The sequence below is a fragment of the Tepidibacter formicigenes DSM 15518 genome (genome assembly GCF_900142235.1).
Taxonomy (GTDB): Bacteria; Bacillota; Clostridia; order Peptostreptococcales; family Peptostreptococcaceae; genus Tepidibacter; species Tepidibacter formicigenes.
In genome coordinates this window covers 1-19559 of the sequence record NZ_FRAE01000009.1, presented here as the reverse complement: position 1 = coordinate 19559, position 19559 = coordinate 1, and the positions used below count along the sequence as shown (strand labels likewise).

The following is a 19559-nucleotide window of genomic DNA, read 5'->3' as shown; positions in this document are numbered from 1 at the left end:
AAATAGCTTGTAATAGGTTATTTTTTAGGTAATTTAGGATAAATAATTAAAGTGAATTCATCATTTTTTTGATGTTTTTCTTTCTTATATTCTACATAATAAATTATAGATTTTAATAATTTATTTTTTTTTGAAGGATCATTTGTTTTCTTATAAACATCAATAACTTTTTCTATTTTAGGAATAACATTTTTTTTACTACTTTGCTTCTTTATTTCTAGTTTTAAGTTAAATTCTAATTTCTCAATAGATTTTTTTATATTTTCAATTCGTTCATTTAAGTTTTTTGATCTTTCTATATAAGTATTTTCATTGTATATTTTGCGTTCTAATAAGTCATGAAGATTATTTTTTTGATTTTCAAGTTCATATAATTCTTTTTTCAAATTATATAAATTTTTTTTATATAAATTTATAGTAGAATCTATATCTTTGTTTGATATTTTTATTATATTCCAATTGGCTCTGTAGTTTTCTAGCCATTTACTTAGTCCTAGAATTAGATTTTCTTCTATATATATTAATTTACTACTTTTAGTACCACAATTTTTATAGCACATAATTTGAGCATCTTTATTTTTATAAGGTCTAAGTACCATAGATGAATTACAATTAAAGCATTTAATTAATCCTGCTAATGGATTTTTTATTGTATTTTTTGAATTATAAGGGGTATGATATTTTTTAGATAAAATCTTTTGAGCTTTTTCATACATTTCTATAGAAATTATTGGTTGATGCTTTCCTTCAACATCTATCCACTCTTTTTTAGGTCTAATTCTAGTTTCTTTTACTTGGTTTATTTTTTTTGATTTTTTATTTTCTGTTTTTTTCCACTGTATCCTTCCTGTGTATACTTTATTTTTTATAATACTAAGAACAGAAGAACTAGACCATTTTTTACCTGTATAGCTTTTATATCCCATAGCATTTAGGGTATTAGCTATTTTTTTTCCTCCCATTTCATGATTTATATATAAATCAAATATCATTTTAACTATTTCAGCTTGCTCTTTATGAGGTTTAAGGGTTCTGTATCTATCTGTATAATAAATTTCATATCCATATGGAGGAAGAGTTCCCAAATAGTTTCCTTCTTCTACACTTCTAATTCTCCCATTTTGAAGCCTTCTATTTATTATTTTCAACTCTTTACGAGCCATAAATGCCTCAAATTCTGAATATTCTTCATCGAATTCATCTTTTAAATTATAAGTTTTCCTAGGGGTGATTATTTTTGTATTTGATTTTTTAAAGGTTTCTAAAATAAGACCTTGTTCCTGCATATTTCCACGACCAAGTCTATCAAGGTCCATGCACAAAACTCCATCATACATTTTTTTTTCTACATCTTTAAGAAGTTTTAACATCTCAGGTCTGTGCATAAGGCTTTCACCTGAAACAATTTCTTCTCGTATACAAACTATATTAAGATTATTTTCCTTTGCAAATTTGTTTAGGGCTTTTTTATGCTTTAATAGAGTTTCTCCCTCACCTCTTTTTTCTGCTTCTTCATCAGCTCTAGATTTTCTAAGATACATGCATACTTTTTCCATTAATATCTTCCTTTCAAGTATCTTTAGTAAAAATTATATTAAATAATGAAAAAAGTTATGTATCTTAAAAAAATATATTAAAATAAAGACAACGTTTGCTAAAGTGTAATAATAGGTATAAAATATATATAACAGCATGTTAAATCTTAGCATGTTAAACAACCATTTAAAAGTGGTTAAAATATTTTAAATGGAGAGTGACGTACCATGGGGAATATTTTAGACATAATAAAGGATACTAGTTTAACTTATGAGCAAAAAGTATTAAGTCTTGCAAGAGAGGCAGAAAACAGTTTGAATGTACTTAATATAAGTAAAGAAGCTCAGGAATATAGAGAAGAAGGTATAATATGTGATCTTTTTGAGGGAAATGCTCCATACAGACCTAGATATATAGTACCTGATTATGAAAAATTTATAAAAAATGGAAGTGAATTTTTAGGACTTAAACCTCCTAAAGATATTTGGGAAGCGATAAATAGTTTATTAATTTTATATAAACATGTTCCTTCTATAACTTCTTTTCCCGTTTATGTAGGAAATATAGATACACTACTTGATTCATTTATAGAAGATGAAAATGAAGCTTATAAGGCTATTAAGCTATTTTTAACTCATATTGATAGAACTCTTACAGATTCATTTTGCCATGCTAATATTGGTCCAAAAGACACTAAAGCTGGAAGACTAATATTAAAAGCAGAAAGAGAACTTCAAAATTCTATACCTAATATTACAATTAAATACAGCAAAGATACATCTGATAATTTTGCGCTTGATGCAATAAATACAGCACTTGTTACAGCAAAACCAAGCTTTGCAAATCATGAAATTTTTTCAAGTGAATTTGGTGAATATGGTATTGTTAGTTGTTATAATGGATTAAATATTGGTGGAGGAAGTTATACATTAGTAAGATTAAATTTAGCAGATTTAGCTAAAAAAGCGGAGAATATAAATGATTTTATTAATTTAGTTCTTCCAGATGCAGTAAAAAGAATGGCTGGTTATATGGATGAGAGAGTTGGATTTTTAGTTAATGAAAGCGGTTTCTTTGAATCAAGCTTCTTAGTTAGAGAAGGATTAATAGTTAAGGATAAATTTACAGCTATGTTTGGGATGTTTGGTCTTGCTGAATGTGTAAATCATTTTATTGATTCTAATAGTCAAGAAGATAGATTTGGACATGGTGAATATGCTAATGAATTAGGATTGAAAATTATTGCTAAATTAGAAGAAGAAGTAAATAAGCATAACAATCCTTACTGTAAAGTTTCTGGTGGAAAATATTTATTACATGCACAGGTAGGAATTGATACAGATAGGGGAATAAGTCCTGGATGTAGAATACCTATTGGAGAAGAGCCACAGATTCATCAGCATTTAATTCAATCAGCTAAGTTTCATAAGTTTTTTTCATCTGGTATAGGTGATATTTTTAACTTTGACAGTATGGCAAAGAAAAATCCAGAGTTTATTTTAGATATTATCAAAGGTGCTTTTAAAGAGAATATGAGATATTTTTCATTATATTCTACAGATTGTGATGTGATTAGAATTACAGGATATCTTGTTAAAAAATCGGAAATAGAGAAGTTAGATAGGGGAGAACAGGTACTTCGAGATACTGTTGCTTTAGGTCTTGGATCAGTTAAGAATAACAAGATATTAGAAAGAAAGGTTAGAAAACATGTCTAGAGGATTAGTAAATAAAATACTTCTCTTTAGCTCTGTAGATGGTCCAGGAAATAGAACAGTAATTTTCCTTCAGGGATGTAATTTTGATTGTCTTTATTGTCATAACCCAGAGACTATAAATATTTGTAATAATTGTGGGGTATGTATAAATTCGTGTCCATATAATGCTATTTCACTAGAAAATGGAAATATAATATGGAATGAAAAAGTTTGCAAACAGTGTGATATGTGTTTAAAATCTTGTAAAAACAATAGTTTGCCAAAAACATCTTATATGAGTGTTGATGAAGTTTTTAAAGAAATAAATAAGGTAAAATCATTTATTTCGGGTATAACAGTTTCTGGTGGGGAGTGTACACTTCAATCAGAATTTTTAATATCTTTATTTAAAAAAGTAAAGAGTATAGGACTAACAGCTTTTGTTGATACTAATGGGTCTGTTCCCTTATATAATAAAAAAGAATTAGTTGATATAATGGATATGGCCATGGTAGATGTGAAATCATATGATCCTAAAGAGCATAATATGCTTACAGGTATGGATAATAATGTTGTACTTGAAAATGTAAAATATCTTGCAAGTATTAATAAATTGTATGAAATAAGGACAGTCATTGTTCCAGAGCTTTTAAATAATTATTATAATGTTGATATGATCAGCAAACTACTCTCATCTTTAAATCCTAATATAAGATATAAAATTATAAAATATAGGCCAATTGGAGTACGTGAAGGTATTATCAACAGTTATGTACCTAGTGATGAAATGATGAATGAACTATTAGATATAGCAGGTAAAAATGGATGTAAAAATATAATTTTAGTTTAATACAAAAATAGTGCTTTAAGATTATTTCTCTTAAGCACTATTTTTTTTTATGAAGAATAGGACAAATTTATAGACTCATATATTCTAATAGGAGGGAAAAGTAATGAATAATGGATTAAAAGAAGATGTAGAATATGATGAATTTTATAAATTTAGAAATACAAAAGTATATATAATAGGACCAAAATCAAATTTAGAAGAAGTAAATAAAGTATTACAGGATTTTCATAGGGTCGGATGGGAAATTATTGAAGAATTATTATCTAGAGGAGAAGAAGTTTAATATATAGATAAAAATATAATTCAAAGAAAATTTAAATATCGTTAATATAGTGTGTATATGATGGATTGGGGGTGAATTGCAGCTTTTAAGCTGTGATTTATATGAAAAATTCATTAAATTTAGGATTGGATATAGGTTCAACTACTGTTAAGATTGTGTTATTAGATAATAAAAATAATATAGTTTTTAGTAAATATAAAAGACATTATTCAGATATAAAAAAAGCAGTTAAAGAATTAATAAATGAAGCTTATGATAAGTTTAAAGATAGATATATAACTATTATGGTAGCAGGATCAGGAGGTCTTTATGTATCAAAATGGTTGAATGTAGAATTTATACAAGAAGTTGTAGCATGTACAAAAACTATTGAAAATCTCATTCCATCTACTGATGTAGCTATTGAGCTTGGAGGAGAAGATGCAAAAATAACATTTTTTGATAGTGGAATAGAGCAAAGAATGAATGGGACTTGTGCAGGTGGTACGGGAGCTTTTATAGATCAAATGGCAGCACTTTTAAAAACTGATGCTACAGGGATTAATGAACTTGCAAAAAATTATAAAAGCATATATCCTATAGCGTCTAGATGTGGAGTATTTGCAAAAACAGATATACAGTCTCTTTTAAATCAAGGAGCACCAAAAGAAGATATTGCAGCTTCTATATTTCAGGCTGTAGCAAATCAAACTATATCAGGGCTTGCATGTGGTAAGGCTATAAAGGGGAATGTAGCATTTTTAGGAGGCCCTTTTTGTTTTTTATCTGAGCTTAGAAAAAGATTTAAAGAAACTTTAAAATTAAAAGATGATGAAGTGATATTTCCTGAAAATTCTCAGTTTTATGTCGCTATAGGAGCAGCCATGGAGTCAAGAAATAAAAAAGAAATTTCTTTTGATGAATTAATAAATAAACTATTTAATTTGAGAGGCTTTGAAAATAATGAAGTAGCAAAACTAAAACCTTTATTTAAAAATAAATTTGAACTTAATGAGTTTAGATTAAGGCACAGTAAAAATAAAGTAAAGAGGAAAGGGTTAAACAATTTTAAAGGTAATTGCTATCTAGGTATAGATGCAGGATCTACTACAACAAAAATTGCACTTATAGATGAAGAAGGTTCACTTTTATATTCTTTTTATGGTGGTAATGAAGGAAGACCCCTTGAGTCTGTAATAAAAGTATTAAAAGATTTATATAATAAACTACCTATTAATGCAAAAATAGTAAATTCAGCAGTAACAGGATATGGAGAAGAACTTTTAAAATCAGCATTATCAATTGATATAGGAGAGGTTGAAACTGTAGCACATTATACAGCAGCCCAGTTTTTTTTGCCAGGAGTAGATTTTATATTAGATATCGGTGGACAAGATATGAAATGTTTGAAAATAAAGAATAAAACTATTGACAGTATAATGCTAAATGAAGCTTGTTCGTCAGGATGCGGTTCTTTTATTGAAACGTTTGCAAACTCTCTTAATATGAGTGTAAAGGAATTCGCAAATAATGCTTTACTTGCAAAAGAACCAGTTGATTTAGGGTCGAGATGTACAGTATTTATGAATTCTAAAGTAAAGCAAGCTCAAAAAGAAGGATTTACTATTGGGGATATTTCTGCAGGACTTTCTTATTCTATTATAAAAAATGCTTTATTTAAGGTTATAAAAATGAGAAAGTTAGAGGATTTAGGTGAAAAAATTATAGTTCAAGGTGGGACTTTTTATAATGATGCTATACTTAGAAGTTTTGAAATCATTACTCAAAGAAAAGTTATAAGACCAGATATATCGGGAATAATGGGAGCATTTGGAGCTGCGCTTATTGCAAAAAACAGATATTATAAAGGATATGAAAGTACTCTTTTGAAAGAAAATCAACTTGATAAATTTTCTATACAAACTTCTATGACAAGATGTAAAAAATGTACAAATAATTGTTTGCTTACAGTTAATAAATTCAATGATGGAAGAAAGTTTATTTCTGGAAATAGATGTGAAAAAGGAGTAAAGCAAGAAAAAAGTAGTGAAGAGATAATAAATCTTTATGATTATAAATATAAAAAAATATTTAGTTATAGTCCTCTTGAAAAAGAAGAAGCTACAAGAGGAAGTATAGGAATTCCAAGAGTTCTTAATATATATGAGAATTATCCTTTTTGGTTTACTTTTTTTACAAGTCTTGGATTTAGAGTTGAGCTTTCTCCAAGTTCTTCAAAAAATATTTATAAATTGGGAATAGAAACTATTCCTTCGGAATCTGTTTGTTATCCAGCAAAATTAGTACATGGACATATAACAGCCCTTATAAATAAAGGAGTAAAAACCATTTTTTATCCATGTATTTCTTATGAAAAAAAAGAAGAAAAAGAAGCAAATAATCATTTTAATTGTCCAATAGTTACATCTTATTCAGAAGTTATAAAAAACAATATGGATATTATTATGAAAAATGATGTGAAATTTTTAAATCCATTTATCCCTTATAATGACAAAAAAAGGCTTGTAAAAAGACTTTGTGAAGTGTTTGAAGATTTTAACATAAATAGAAGTGAAATAGAAAAAGCAGTAAATATAGCATGGAAAGAGGATATTAAGATAAAGGAAGACATAAGAAAAAAAGGAGAAGAAACTTTAAAATACTTAAAAGAAAATGGGAAAATAGGAATTGTTCTATCGGGAAGACCATATCATTTAGATCCAGAAATTAATCATGGAATACAAAACATTATAACTTCTTATGGCATAGCGGTGCTTACAGAAGACTCTGTAGCACATTTAGGAAAAATTGAAAGACCTTTAAGAGTTGTAGATCAATGGATGTATCATACTAGGCTGTACTTAGCTGCAAGCTTTGTAGCAACTCAGAAAAATTTAGAGCTTATTCAATTAAACTCATTTGGATGTGGTTTAGATGCAGTAACAACTGATCAGGTAGAAGAAATTTTAAATAATTATGGCAAAATATATACGGTTTTAAAGATAGATGAAGGAAGTAATTTAGGATCAGTTAAAATAAGAATACGTTCATTAATAGCAGCATTAAAAGAAAGGGATAGAAATAAATTTATTCCTAAAAAAATAGTAAAAAACAATGAAAAAATTATATTTACAAAAGAAATGAAAAAAAACCATACTATATTATGTCCCCAAATGTCTCCTATTCACTTTCAATTTATACAGGAAGCATTTAAAAGCGAGGGATATAATTTAGAAGTACTTTTATCACCTGATAAAAAATGCATAGATGAAGGTCTTAAATATGTAAATAATGATGCTTGTTATCCATCTATTATAGTAATTGGGCAAATAATTAATGCCTTAAAATCTGGAAAATATGACATCAATAATACTTCAGTTATTATATCTCAAACAGGAGGAGGATGTAGGGCTAGTAATTATATAGGATTTTTAAGAAAAGCTTTAAAAGATTCAGGATTTGAAAAAATACCTGTCATTTCTGCTAATTTATCAGGAATGGAAAAAAATCCTGGATTCAGATTGACAATTAATATTATGAAAAAAATGATTATGTCCTGTATTTATGGAGATGTTCTTATGAGGGTTTTATACAGGGTAAGACCTTATGAAAAATTTTCTGGTTCATCTAATTCACTTTATAATAAATGGGTTTTAGCATGTAAAGAAAATGTAAAGAATGGTAACATAAAAATATTTAAAACAAATATAAAAGATATAGTATGTGATTTTGATAGTCTAGAGATTATAGATACAAAAAAACCTAAAATAGGTTTAGTAGGAGAAATATTAGTTAAGTTTAATCCTATAGCAAATAATGATATTGTAAGCATTATAGAAAATGAAGGAGCAGAGGCTGTAGTCCCAGATCTTATTGACTTTTTCTTATATAGTATTTATGGGAATATATATAGGTATGATTACTTATCAGGTAAAAAAAGATATAAAATATTAAGTCAATTTATAATAAAACTTATTGAATACTTCAGAAAAGATGTTAGAAATGCTTTAAAGGAAAGTAAAAGATTTGGCCCTCCAATATCTATTTATGAATTAGCACAAAAAGCAAGTTCTTTTGTATCTTTAGGAAATCAGACTGGTGAAGGATGGCTTCTAACAGCAGAGATGATTGAATTAATAGAAGATGGAGCAGAAAATATAGTATGTATGCAGCCTTTTGCTTGTCTTCCTAATCATATAACTGGAAAGGGAGTAATTAAGGAATTAAAAAGAAAATATCCTAATTCTAATATTGTAGCTGTAGACTATGACCCTGGAGCTAGTGAAGTAAATCAATTAAATAGAATTAAGCTTATGCTTGAGGTTGCATTTAACAATATAAAGGATAAAGAAGAATTAGAGAAAGTTAAAAAATATGATAAAGTTGTTAATATGGAGTCTATATGTTAAAGTCGTTAGTTTTAAACTGACGACTTTAATTATTATAAATATATGGAATTGATAGGAGGTTTAAGATAACGAGATATCTTTGATAGATATATTAGGAACTAATGTAGATGATGTTATAGATGAAGTTGAACTAAAAATACAAATAAAAAAATTGTATGATAAGATTAATAACTTACTTACTTCAAGAGAAAAAGAAATTATAGAGTTAAGATATGGACTTACACCAAGTGGATATAAAACTCAAAGAGAAATTGCAAAAAAATTAGATATTTCTCGCTCTTATGTTTCTAGAATAGAAAAAAGGGCTCTAAAAAAACTTAAGAAAGAGTTTTGTTTCGAAAAGGATCATTCATAAGATCCTTTTTGTTTTTGAAGTAGTTATAGTATAATTAATTAATAGTATAATTATTTAAATATTAATATAAAAAATTAAGAGGTAGATAAGAGATGAATAAATATAGAAATTATATTATAGGATATATAAGTAGAACAAGAAAGAAAGCTCAAAGGTTTTTAGAAAGAGAGTTAAAGAATCATGGACTTGAGGAATTAATTCCATCTCATGGTTCTATATTATCTGTATTATATGAAAATGGTGGGAAATTAACTATGAAGGAAATAGCAGATTTAATTCGTAGAGATAAATCAACAGTTACAGCTCTAGCTAACAAACTTGTAAAACTTGGATATATAGAAAAACAAAAGTGTGAAGAAGATAAAAGAATTACTTATATAGTTCTTACAGAAAAGGGGAAAAGTATAAAAAACAAATTTGACTTGATTTCTAAAAATTTAATTGATACTGCATACAAAGGCTTTACAGAAGAAGAAGAGGATATGTTAGCAAAGTTATTGAACAAGCTTAATCAAAACTTTAGCCAAAAATAATTGACAATAGTTTGATATCAAACTATAATAATATTGTATACAATATTATTAGTGATATAGTTTGACATAAAACTATTTTATTATTTAACTTAAGGAGGATGAATATGAAAAATTTAGATTTTATTTACAAAAGACAAAGTGTTAGAAAGTTTAAAGACCAAAATGTACCTATGGAAGATATAAAAGAAATGATAAAAGCTGCTACGTATGCTCCATCAGGTAAAAATGTTCAAAATTGGCACTTTGTAGTTGTTAAAGATAAAGAAAAAATACAAGAAATGGCTAAAATAATAGAAAGAAAACATGAAGAAGTTGCAAATTATACAAAAGATGAAAAAAAACGTGAAAAATTTATGAAGTTTTTAAAGTACTTTACAATGTTCAAAAACGCACCTGTACTTATAATGGTATATGCAGGAGATTATCCTGTTACGGCATTAGATTTATTAAAAGAAGGTGGAGCATCTAGTGAAGAAATACATAGTCTTTTAAAACCAGCTCCAGGAATACAAAATATAGGAGCAGCTATTGAAAATTTACTTTTAGCTGCTGCTAATATGGGATATGGAGGTTGCTGGATGACGGGACCGAATTATGCTAAAAATGAATTAGCTGAATTTATAGGATTTGAAAAAGAAGGATATACCCTTGTTGCAATAACTCCTATTGGTGTTCCTGATGGAGAGATTATAAGTCCTCCTAGAAAACCAGTAGAAGAAGTTATGACGGTAATTGAATAGTTTCAAAAAAGTCCTTATATCATAAAACATGATATAGGGACTTTTTACATGTAAATAAGAATATATAAATGAAATCATGGAAATAATTATATAACATAAAGTACATATAAAAAAACAGAGGGTGTTTTATAATGAAAATATTTAAACAAAAAAGTAAAATAAAAAATACTAATTCAAATGAATATAGTAATTTAAAACTTTCAAAATCAATTGAAGATAATATAAATATGTTTAAAGAAAATTTGGCGGGTATAGAAACTATAAAATATAGAAAACTAAAAAATAAAAAAGTAAATAAATTCAATTATTGTATAATTTATGTTGATGAAATGGTAAAAAAAGAGATACTTAATGAGTATATAATGCAACCATTAATGACTCAAGAAATAAAAAAAAATAATGCAGATGAGATACTGGAAGAAATTATATTTGCAGCTGAAGCTTCTAAAGAAAAAAATGTTAACTATTTAATAGATAAAATTTTATATGGACATGTAGTTATTTTAGTTGATGGAATTGATGAAGCTATATCTGTTAGTGCTCAGGGGTGGGAAAGAAGAGCTATAACTGAACCAGAGTCAGAAGTTGTAGTAAGAGGACCTAGAGAAGGATTTACAGAATCTATTAGTACAAATTTAGGGTTGATAAGAAGAAAGGTTATAAATTCTGATTTGAAATTAAAATTTAAAACTATAGGGAATTGTACAAAAACTAAGGTTTGTATATGTTATATAGAAAGTATAGCATCTCCCAAAATCCTAAAAGAATTAGAATATAGATTAGATAAAATAGATATAGATGGAGTACTTGAATCAGGATATATAGAAGAACTAATAAAGGATGAACCTCTATCGCCATTTAAAACAATAGGGCATACGGAAAGACCGGATGTTGTTGTGGCTAATTTATTAGAGGGCAAAATTGCTTTAGTGGTTGATGGAACACCTGTTGTTTTAACATTACCTTTTTTATTTATGGAGTATTTTCAATCAAATGAAGATTACTATAACAATTTTATATATGCTTCTATTAACAGAATTATAAGATATATAGGCTTTTTCTTAACAACTAGTATACCAGCTATTTATTTAGCATTAGTTACTTATCACCAAGAAATGATTCCAACTCCTCTTTTGATTGGTATTTCAGCAGCTCGTGAAGGGATACCTTTTCCAACTATATTTGAAGCAATGGCTATGATATTTGTTTTTGAAGTATTAAGAGAAGCAGGAATTATGCTTCCAAAACCTATAGGTGCTACTATAAGTATAGTAGGAGCACTAGTATTAGGTGAAGCTGCTGTTAATGCAAGATTTATAAGTGCTCCTATGGTAATAATAATAGCAATGACTGGTATTTCAAGTTTCTTGACTCCTAAAATGCTAGGTCCTACACTTATAATTAGAACTATATTTTTATTATTAGCATCTTTTCTTGGGCTTTATGGATATATATTTGGGGTTATAGGTTTATTTATTCATTTAATGTCTATTAGATCTTTTGGAGTACCGTATATGTTAAATTTAGGTTCTATAGATACTCAGGATTTGAAAGACACAACTATAAGGGCTCCGTGGTGGTATATGCATTATAGGCCAAAATTAATTGCAAATAAAAACTTAGAAAGAAAGAAGAATGAAAGAAGGTAAAATACAATGAAAAATATAAAAATAATCATTTTAGTTTTTACCATTCTAATATGTCTATTTATACTTACAGGATGTTGGAACTATAGAGAAATCAGTGATGTTAATATAATTAATGGAGTTGCTGTGGACAAGTATAAAGAAAAAGAAAAGTATATTCTTAGTGTAGAAATTATAAAACCAAAGGCTGGTCAAGAGTTTAAAATGGATGCTGATGTAATTTCTGAAAAAGGAGATACTTTATTTGATGCTGCAAGAACTATGATTACTCATTCGGCTAAAAGGGGATATTGGTCTCATGCTAAGGTGTTTATTATAAGTGAAGAAATAGCAAAGGAAGGAATTGTAAATGTAATTGATTATATAAATAGAGATGCAGAAGTTAGAGCTGATATATGGCTTTTAGTTTCAAAAGAAAAAACTGCTAAAGAAATACTAGAAGGAAAAACAAAGCTTCATGCTACAATTTCAGCACATTTAGAAGATAAGCTAAAAAATGAAAAATCAACATCTAAATTTAAAGCAGTTGAGCTACATCAGTTTTTGAACGATTTATCATCAGAAGGAATTTCAGCAGTTCTTCCAGTTACTTATATGGTTACAAAAAAAGAAGATATAGTTCCTGAAATATATGGAAGTGCAGTATTTAAAAAAGATAAAATGGTAGGATATATTGATGGAATTGAAACAAGAAGTATGCTTCTTATAAAGGACGAATTAAAGGGAGGAGTATTTGTAGTAGAAGATGTAGGTGAAAAAAGTACTGATGTTAGTTTAGAAATATTTAAAGCAAAAACAAAAGTAAAGCCTATATTAAAAGATGGAAATATTGTAATGAGAATTGATTCTGAAATTGATGTAGGGATAGGAGAGATAATGGGAGATGAAGATCTTATAAGTGAAAAAGGACGTGAAAAGTTAAAAAAACAAGCAGAATTGGTAATAGAAAAACAAATGAAGGATGTAATAAGAAAAGCACAAAAAGAATATGAAAGTGATATCTTTGGTTTTGGAAACGTTGTTTATAGAGAAATGCCTAATGAATGGAAAAAGGTAAAATGTAGCTGGAGTCAAATTTTTAAAAACTTAGATACGCAAATAAATGTAAAATTAAATATTAAAGGAAGTGCTTTAACATCAAAGCCTATTAAAATAGGTGATTAATAAGAGGTAAAATAAATGAAACATATAAATGTGTTTTTTTTAATTATAGTAATTATTATGAATGGATTTATACTTACAGGATGCTGGAACTATAGGGAAATTAGTGATGTGAGTATAGTTCATGGTGCTGCTATAGACAAATATAGAGAAAAAGAAAAATATATTCTTACTACAGAGATTATAAAACCATTAGCAGGACAAAAATTTGAAATGAACACAGACATAGTATCTGAAACTGGTGATACCATATTTGATGCAATAAGAAATATGATTATACATTCAGCTAAAAAGCCATATTGGTCTCACGCTAAGATATTTATTATAAGTGAGGATATAGCAAAAGAAGGAGTCGTACCTATACTTGATTTTATAGTTAGAGATGCAGAGGTTAGAGCAGATATATGGATTTTAATTTCAAAGGAAAAAACAGCTAAAGAGATATTAGAAGGAAAAACAAAGCTTCATGCTACAATTTCAGCACATTTAGAAGATAAGTTAAAAAATGAAAAGTCAATATCAAAATTTCAGGCAGTTGAGCTTCATGAGTTTTTAAAGGATTTATCTTCTGAAGGTATTTCTCCTATTCTTCCAGTTGCTTATGTGGTTAAAAAAGAGGAGGATATAGTTCCAGAAATATACGGAAGTGCAGTATTTAAAAAAGATAAAATGGTAGGATATATTGATGGGATAGAAACAAGAAGTATGCTTCTTATAAAGGATGAGTTAAAAGGAGGTGTATTTGTAATAGAAGATGTAGGTGAAAAAAATATAGATGTTGGGTTAGAAATATTTAAAGCAAAAACAAAGGTAAAACCTATATTAAAAGATGGAAATATTTTAATGAAAATTGATTCTGAAATTGATGTGGGTATAGGGGAAATAATGGGAGATGAAGACCTTATAAGTGAAAAAGGACGTGAAAAGTTAAAAAAACAAGCAGAATTTGTAATAGAAAAACAAATGAAGGATGTAATAAGAAAAGCTCAAAAAGAATATGAAAGTGATATTTTTGGATTTGGAAGTATTGTTCATAGAAAAATGCCTCATGTATGGAAAAAAGTAAAAGGAAAATGGAGTGAAAATTTCAAAAATTTAGAAACTCAAATAAATGTACAAATAAACATAAAAGGAAGTGCTTTAACATCAAAACCTATTAAGGTAGGTGATTAATTATGGTTTTTTTAATAATTTTAGCTTATTTAATTATAGGATTTATTGAGATAGTTCCTTTAGTTAAAAGAAATCAAAGAAAAGAATTAGTGTTATATTCTGTAATGTTTGGACTAGCATTTGTAATAAGTATATTACTTAGCTTAGGAGTTAAAATTCCTAGTCCTGCAAAGGCTATTGAAAAAGTTGTTTTAACTGTTTTAGGGAAATAAAAAAGGTCTTTTTATAAGATCTTTTTTTGTTTTTCCGAACTATTTATTATTTTTCTTGAAGTATATTAGAAAAAAAATTACAATAGATATATAGTTGATGTTTTGTATTTTCAAAATAAGGGGGATTAGATTTGAGAAAAATTCATGTGAATGATATAACTGAAATTATAAAAAAAATGTGTATAAGTTCGAATATTAACTTAGGAGAAGATGTTCTTTGCGCTTTTAAAAAAAATAAAGAAAAAGAAGAGTCTGAATTAGGTAAAAATATATTAGATATTTTAATTAATAATGCTCAAGTAGCAAGAGATAATAAAATGCCAATATGTCAGGATACAGGAATGGCAGTTGTTTTCCTAGAAGTTGGACAAGAAGTTCAATTTCTAGGGGGAAATATAAATGATGCGATAAATGAAGGTGTTAGAAGAGGATATAAAGAAGGATATTTAAGAAAGTCAGTAGTAAGTGATCCTCTAATTAGAAAAAATACAAATGACAATACACCAGCTATAATATATTATGATATAGTACCGGGTGATAAAGTAAAAATTACTTTTGCTCCTAAGGGCTTTGGAAGTGAGAATATGAGTAGAATAAATATGCTAAAGCCATCAGATGGAGTTAAAGGAGTAGAAGACTTTATAGTTGAAACAGTATCAAAGGCTGGTCCTAATCCATGTCCCCCTATAGTTGTAGGAGTTGGAATTGGAGGAACTATGGATAAAGCTGCATATTTAGCAAAGAAAGCACTTTTAAGACCTATAGGTAAGAATAGTAAATTAGATCATATAAGAGATTTAGAAATTAGGGTCTTAGAGAAAATAAATAATCTTGGAATTGGGCCTCAAGGATTTGGAGGAAGAACCACTGCACTTTCTGTAAATATAGAAGTATTTGCAACTCATATAGCAGGATTACCTGTAGCTGTTAATATAAATTGCCATGCTTCAAGGCATGAAGAAATTATTTTATAAAGGAGATGTGAAAATGATAAAGAAAATAACAACTCCTTTAACTAAGGATAAAGTAAAAAGCTTAATTGCAGGAGATATAGTTTATATAAGTGGAACTATATATACTGCTAGAGATGTTGCTCATCAAAGGCTTTTAAAATCTATAGAAAAAGGAGAAAAACTTCCATTTAATATAAAGGACAGTATAATCTATTATGTAGGACCAGCTCCGGCAAAGCCAGATGATGTTATAGGTTCAGCAGGACCTACTACAAGTTATAGAATGGATAATTTAACCCTTCCTTTGTTAAAACTTGGATTAAAAGGGATGGTTGGAAAAGGAGATAGAAGCTTAAATGTTTTAGAAGGTATTAAACGCTATGAGTGTGTATACTTTGCAGCTGTAGGTGGCGCTGGTGCACTTATAGCAAATTCTATTAAAGAATCTGAAATTATAGCATATGAAGATTTAGGAGCTGAGGCTATAAGAAAGTTAAAAGTGGAAAATTTTCCGGTAACAGTTGTAATAGATAGTAAAGGTAATAATTTGTATACTATAGAAAGAAAAAAATATGAAAGAAAGTAGGTATATTATGATGGATTATAACAAGCTAGCTTTAGAATTACATGAAGAAAATAAAGGAAAAATAAGAGTAGAAAGTAAGGTTAAAGTAGAAAATAAACATGATTTATCTATAGCCTATACTCCAGGAGTTGCTCAGCCTTGTAGAGAAATACATAAAGATAAAAATAAAGTTTATGATTATACTTCGAAATCTAATTTAGTAGCAGTAGTTAGTGATGGAAGTGCAGTGCTTGGACTTGGAGATATAGGAGCTACAGCTTCAATTCCTGTTATGGAAGGAAAAGCAATTTTATTCAAAAGTTTTGCAGGGGTTGATGCTTTTCCTATTTGTGTTGATACTAAAGATGTAGATGAAATTGTAAGAACTGTAAAACTACTTGAACCAGTATTTGGAGGAGTAAATTTAGAAGATATTTCAGCTCCAAGATGTTTTGAAATAGAAAAAAAACTTAAAGAAGTTTTAGATATACCAGTATTTCATGATGATCAGCATGGAACAGCTATAGTAGTTGCTGCTGGTATTATCAATAGTTTAAAGCTTGCTAATAAAAAAATAGAAGATATCGAAGTTGTATTAAATGGACCAGGATCTGCTGGTATTGCAATATCTAAGCTTCTTATAGATTTAGGAGTTAAAAATATAGTTTTATGCGATAGAAAAGGTTCTATTTATGAAGGTCGTGAAGGTTTAAATTGGGCTCAAGAGGAAATGGCTAAAATTACAAATAAGCATAATGAAAAGGGAACCTTAAAAGACATTATAAAAGGAAAAGATGTTTTTATAGGTGTATCAGGGCCTAATGTTGTAAATTGTGAAATGATTGAATCAATGAATGAAAAGCCTATTGTATTTGCCATGGCAAATCCTATTCCAGAAATAATGCCAGATGAAGCAAAAAAAGGAGGAGCTTTTATAATAGGAACAGGAAGATCAGATTTTCCAAATCAAGTGAATAATGTATTAGCTTTTCCAGGAATATTTAGAGGAGCTCTTGATGTAAGAGCTAAAGATATAAATGAAGATATGAAAATTGCAGCAGCTCTTGCAATAGCTAATTCTATTCCTGAAAATGAATTAAGTCTTGACAATATACTTCCTAAGGCTTTTGACAAAAAAGTTTCAGAAAATGTAGCTGATGCAGTAAAAAAAGCTGCAATAAAAAGTGATGTTGCTCGTATATAATTTAAATTTTATGAAAAATGTTTTAAAAATAGTTGCAATATTTAGTTTTATTTAATATAATTATATAAAAAATAGATATATTAAATTCTAAGATCAGGAGTAGTAATTAGAATGTTTGATACTCAGCGAATGGGAGATTGGTGAAAGTCCCATTATTAAAATTCTAATGAATGGACCTGTGAGAAATCTGGTGAAATTCAATGTGTATACTTGAAAATTAGCCATGGTCGGGGGTTTCCCGTTATAGAAACAGGATATCGAGAGAAATCTCCGTATCTGTGAAGTGAGATAGTATTTTAATATCTAATTTGGGTGGTACCGCGGAAGTAAAGCCTTTCGTCCCTTGATTATAGGGATGAAAGGCTTTTTTTAATGTTTAAAAAGGGGTGATCAGTATGTTATGAACTGAAATAAAGGATAAATACAAATTCAAATATAAGAAAATTATTAATTGCAATAAAATAAAAAATAAAAGGAGAGATTTATATGAATTTAAGAAAAAATATATTAACAGCTTTACTACTTGCTATAGGATTTATATTACATCAGGTTGTTCCAGGTATATTAGCCGGCATGAAATTTGATTTAATGCTGTCTATAATGTTTGTGTCTATTCTTATAAATAGTGATTTTAAAAACTCTATGCTAACAGCAGTTATTGGAGGGTTTATAACTGCTATGACAACTACATTTCCAGGAGGACAGATTCCTAATATTATAGATAAATTTGTTACTTGTGTTTTAGTATTTTTAATAATAAAAATAATAGGAAAGTACAAAGAAAATCAAATATCTGTAGCATTAATATCTTTCGTAGGAACTATTATAAGTGGAACTATATTTTTAACATCTGCATTTTTTATAGTAGGACTTCCAGCTCCATTTAAAGGATTGTTTTTAGGTATAGTACTTCCAACTGCAGTAACTAATATTTTTGTAACAATAATTATTTATAATGCTGTTAGAGTAGCAATTAAGGTTTCAGGAGCTAAATTTGTCAGTAATTAAATATTAGATTAAAAGTCTCAATTTTAAAATAACATTGGGGCTTTTAATTTTGGTATAATTAATATGTATTAAGGAGGGGTATTATGATAGATGGTAAAACTAAATTAATTTGTCTTTTAGGGCATCCTGTAGGACATAGTTTTTCACCTAATATACATAATTTTTTATTTAAAAAATATAATTTAAATTATAAATACATGTGCTTTGATGTTAATCCAGAAAAATTAGAAGATTCGGTTAGTGGCATAAAAGCTCTTAAAATATTTGGTGCTAATATAACTGTTCCTCATAAAGTGAATATACTAAAATATTTAGATGAAATATCTTTTAACGCAAAATTAATAGGAGCTGTTAATACTATAAAAAATGAAAATGGAAAACTAGTAGGATATAATACTGACGGAATAGGATTTGTAAATTCTATTTTAGAAAAAGGATATAAAATAAAAGGTAAAAATATTATGATATTAGGAGCTGGGGGAGGAGCTAGAAGTATAGCTGTAGAAATTGCAAACTCTAGGGCAAAATCTATTGAAATTAGAAATAGGAGTTTAGAAAAAGCAAATAATATATGTGGATTAATAAAAGATAATTTTGACATAGAAACTAATACTGGTGATTTGAATATAGGTCAAAAAGATTTAGAAAGTATAGATATACTTATAAATACTACATCCTTGGGAATGAATCCAAATATTAATAGTAGTGTAATTGATGAAAATATAAAAATAAATAATGATATGTTAGTTTGTGACATTGTATATAATCCAAGAGAAACAAAGTTTTTAAAATGGGCAAAATATAATAACTTAGAAACATTAGGTGGAATAGACATGCTTATAAATCAAGCAATTGAGGCTTTTTATATATGGACAGGTATTAAAGCAGATAAAAAAGAATTAGAAAGTATATTGTAAAATGTAAATTTAAAGTCATATGTTTTTTATTGATTTAAAAGGAATAAAAAACATATGACTTTTTTCTTTTATACAAGGTATTATTTTACAAATTTTAGACAATACTATAAAAGTGCAATTTTACTTGAAAAATTTTACAGTTAAATAGCCAAAGTCATTTCTATGCAATTTTCAGATACTCAAAAATTTTATTAATAGGTTCACCTTGTATTGCAGCATTATAAATATTAATAACTTGTGTTTTTCTTAAATTGTTTTGTATTTTTTTAAATCCAGTGTTGAAACTTAAGGCTACGCCTGAACATAATTTGGAGTAAGTGTAAGCTACTAACATTATT

Annotated in this window: 17 protein-coding genes and 1 other annotated feature; of the genes, 16 read left to right on the top strand and 1 reads right to left on the bottom strand. The window is 27.7% G+C overall.

Annotated elements, in window-relative coordinates:
* Positions 1 to 17: 17 nt before the first annotated feature.
* A complete protein-coding gene (locus tag BUA77_RS02435; RefSeq protein WP_072886976.1) occupies positions 18 to 1556 on the bottom strand; it encodes a recombinase family protein in 1539 nt (512 codons plus the stop codon).
* 207 nt (positions 1557 to 1763) lie between these two features.
* On the opposite strand from BUA77_RS02435, the gene BUA77_RS02430 reads away from it, so the two are divergent.
* The 16 genes from BUA77_RS02430 (at position 1764) to aroE (ending at position 19221) form a co-directional block, all read left to right on the top strand.
* Positions 1764 to 3254: a YjjI family glycine radical enzyme gene (locus BUA77_RS02430; RefSeq protein ID WP_072886974.1), complete on the top strand. Its 1491-nt coding sequence runs from the start codon at positions 1764 to 1766 to the stop codon at positions 3252 to 3254.
* Complete coding sequence (locus BUA77_RS02425) at positions 3247 to 4083, top strand: YjjW family glycine radical enzyme activase (protein ID WP_072886972.1); 837 nt, start codon at positions 3247 to 3249, stop codon at positions 4081 to 4083. The genes BUA77_RS02430 and BUA77_RS02425 overlap by 8 nt, the downstream gene beginning before the upstream one ends.
* 103 nt (positions 4084 to 4186) lie before the next feature.
* Positions 4187 to 4366, top strand: coding sequence for a hypothetical protein (locus tag BUA77_RS02420; protein ID WP_072886969.1), 180 nt, complete (start codon positions 4187 to 4189; stop codon positions 4364 to 4366).
* A gap of 101 nt (positions 4367 to 4467) precedes the next feature.
* Positions 4468 to 8754 carry a 2-hydroxyacyl-CoA dehydratase gene (locus BUA77_RS02415; protein ID WP_072886967.1) on the top strand — a complete coding sequence of 1429 codons (4287 nt, stop codon included), beginning with the start codon at positions 4468 to 4470 and terminating at the stop codon, positions 8752 to 8754.
* Positions 8755 to 8833: 79 nt separating this feature from the next.
* Positions 8834 to 9109 (top strand): sigma-70 family RNA polymerase sigma factor, encoded by a 276-nt coding sequence (locus tag BUA77_RS02410; RefSeq protein WP_330389971.1) that lies wholly within the window; start codon positions 8834 to 8836, stop codon positions 9107 to 9109.
* A gap of 92 nt (positions 9110 to 9201) precedes the next feature.
* The gene (locus BUA77_RS02405) at positions 9202 to 9642 is read left to right on the top strand and encodes a MarR family winged helix-turn-helix transcriptional regulator (RefSeq protein ID WP_072886963.1); all 441 of its coding nucleotides are present in this window, start codon (positions 9202 to 9204) and stop codon (positions 9640 to 9642) included.
* Positions 9643 to 9746: 104 nt separating this feature from the next.
* On the top strand, positions 9747 to 10382 hold the full coding sequence (locus BUA77_RS02400) for a nitroreductase family protein (protein ID WP_072886961.1): 636 nt from the start codon (positions 9747 to 9749) through the stop codon (positions 10380 to 10382).
* 131 nt (positions 10383 to 10513) lie between these two features.
* A complete protein-coding gene (locus BUA77_RS02395; RefSeq protein WP_072886959.1) occupies positions 10514 to 12031 on the top strand; it encodes a spore germination protein in 1518 nt (505 codons plus the stop codon).
* 6 nt (positions 12032 to 12037) lie between these two features.
* Positions 12038 to 13192 carry a Ger(x)C family spore germination protein gene (locus BUA77_RS02390; protein ID WP_072886956.1) on the top strand — a complete coding sequence of 385 codons (1155 nt, stop codon included), beginning with the start codon at positions 12038 to 12040 and terminating at the stop codon, positions 13190 to 13192.
* A 15-nt stretch (positions 13193 to 13207) separates the two neighbouring features.
* Positions 13208 to 14362 (top strand): Ger(x)C family spore germination protein, encoded by a 1155-nt coding sequence (locus BUA77_RS02385; protein WP_072886954.1) that lies wholly within the window; start codon positions 13208 to 13210, stop codon positions 14360 to 14362.
* A gap of 2 nt (positions 14363 to 14364) precedes the next feature.
* Positions 14365 to 14574: a hypothetical protein gene (locus BUA77_RS02380; RefSeq protein ID WP_072886951.1), complete on the top strand. Its 210-nt coding sequence runs from the start codon at positions 14365 to 14367 to the stop codon at positions 14572 to 14574.
* A 131-nt stretch (positions 14575 to 14705) separates the two neighbouring features.
* The gene (locus tag BUA77_RS02375; protein WP_072886948.1) at positions 14706 to 15548 is read left to right on the top strand and encodes a fumarate hydratase; all 843 of its coding nucleotides are present in this window, start codon (positions 14706 to 14708) and stop codon (positions 15546 to 15548) included.
* 16 nt (positions 15549 to 15564) lie between these two features.
* Positions 15565 to 16113, top strand: coding sequence for a Fe-S-containing hydro-lyase (locus BUA77_RS02370; protein ID WP_334292343.1), 549 nt, complete (start codon positions 15565 to 15567; stop codon positions 16111 to 16113).
* 10 nt (positions 16114 to 16123) lie between these two features.
* Positions 16124 to 17296: an NAD(P)-dependent malic enzyme gene (locus BUA77_RS02365; RefSeq protein ID WP_072887102.1), complete on the top strand. Its 1173-nt coding sequence runs from the start codon at positions 16124 to 16126 to the stop codon at positions 17294 to 17296.
* Positions 17297 to 17376: 80 nt separating this feature from the next.
* Positions 17377 to 17643, top strand: a binding site (T-box leader).
* A 139-nt stretch (positions 17644 to 17782) separates the two neighbouring features.
* Entirely contained in the window at positions 17783 to 18304 is a 522-nt protein-coding gene (locus BUA77_RS02360) for a tryptophan transporter (protein ID WP_072886946.1), read from the top strand.
* An 83-nt stretch (positions 18305 to 18387) separates the two neighbouring features.
* A complete protein-coding gene (gene aroE / locus BUA77_RS02355) occupies positions 18388 to 19221 on the top strand; it encodes a shikimate dehydrogenase (protein WP_242939067.1) in 834 nt (277 codons plus the stop codon).
* Positions 19222 to 19559 lie beyond the last annotated feature (338 nt).